Source organism: Shewanella sp. 11B5 (assembly GCF_002836795.1).
Classification (GTDB): Bacteria; Pseudomonadota; Gammaproteobacteria; order Enterobacterales; family Shewanellaceae; genus Shewanella; species Shewanella frigidimarina.
This window is the reverse complement of record NZ_PJAP01000049.1, coordinates 1-1,441: the sequence shown is the minus strand read 5'-3', so window position 1 is coordinate 1,441 and position 1,441 is coordinate 1. Positions and strand designations below refer to the sequence as shown.

Sequence of the window (1,441 nt, the reverse complement as noted above, 5' to 3'; positions counted from 1 at the left end):
ACCATTTAAGACTGTTGAAGATTATCAAAATTGGTTAAGTCGCTTACGTGGGTTTATTAACTGGACTAAACTTGCACAGCAACGTATGGATGAAGGTATTGCAAGTAAAGTTGTATTACCACGAGTGCTTGTCGAGCGGATTATTCCTCAGTTGGATGCCCAACTTGTTACTGATGCACAGAGCAGTTTTTTTTATTCCCCAATTAATTTACTGCCTGAAAGTTTTACAGCTGAACAAAAAGCACAATTAACCAAAGAATACTCTCAACTTATTGATTCTGAGCTATTACCGGCATTGACTCAGTTACGTGACTATGTAAAAAATGTGTATTTACCCAGTTCACGAGCTTCTGATGGTTGGTGGGGACTGCCAAATGGTAAAGATTGGTATCAACACTTAGCTAATAGCCACACAACAACAACTTTATCAGTGGATGAAATACATCAAATTGGTTTGTCTGAGGTTGCACGTATTTTATCCGAGATGGACAAGGTGAGAGAGCAAGTTGGTTTTAAAGGTGATTTAACCGCATTTTTTGCCTCCTTATCTTCAGAACCACAGTACTTTTTTACTGACAGAAAAGATTTGATTGATGGTTATATGGCAATTAAAGATCATATAAATCAAGTATTACCTCAGTATTTTAATGTAATGCCTAAAGCGGATTACATTGTTAAGCCCGTAGAGAGTTTTCGTGAGAAATCTGCCGCTGGTGCATCGTATGAATCACCTGCTGTGGACGGTTCACGCCCAGGTGTATTTTATATCAATACTTACAACTTAAAAGCACAACCTAAATGGGGCATGACAACCCTATCATTGCACGAAGCCGCTCCTGGTCATCATTTTCAGATTGCGATTAAACAAGAGTTAACTGACGTCCCACAGTTTCAGCGCTTCCAGGGTTACACTGCGTTTGAAGAAGGTTGGGCGTTGTATGCAGAGTATTTAGGCATTGAGATGGGCGTATTTAATGATCCATATCAGTACTTTGGTAAGTTATCAGATGAAATGTTAAGAGCGATGCGGTTAGTCGTTGACACTGGACTTCATGCGAAAGGCTGGAGTCGCGAACAAGCTATTCAATACATGAAAGATAATTCTCCAATGGCGGAGTCCGATATTGTTGCAGAAGTAGAGCGTTACATGGCTATACCTGGTCAAGCGCTATCTTATAAAGTTGGCCAGTTAACTATTTTGCGCTTACGTGCAGATGCAGAGAAAGCTTTGGGTGATAAATTTGACTTAAAGGGTTTTCATGATCAGTTGCTCACGTCAGGGTCGTTACCAATGGCGGTGATGGAAAATAAAATCGCTGATTGGATAAAAGCTGAATTAGCAAAATAAATACCGTAAAAGGAACGATGACTTAAGTATGTCATCGTTCTGTCGTTATGTTAGTGTTACATTTTTATTTTATTATATTTTAGGAGCCAAATT

1 protein-coding gene is annotated in these 1,441 nt (G+C 39.1%); it reads left to right on the top strand.

Features of this window, described 5'->3' with window-relative positions:
* Positions 1 to 1,348: DUF885 domain-containing protein (locus tag CXF78_RS00410; RefSeq protein WP_102035675.1), on the top strand; the 1,348-nt coding region annotated here is incomplete at its 5' end.
* Positions 1,349 to 1,441: the final 93 nt, after the last annotated feature.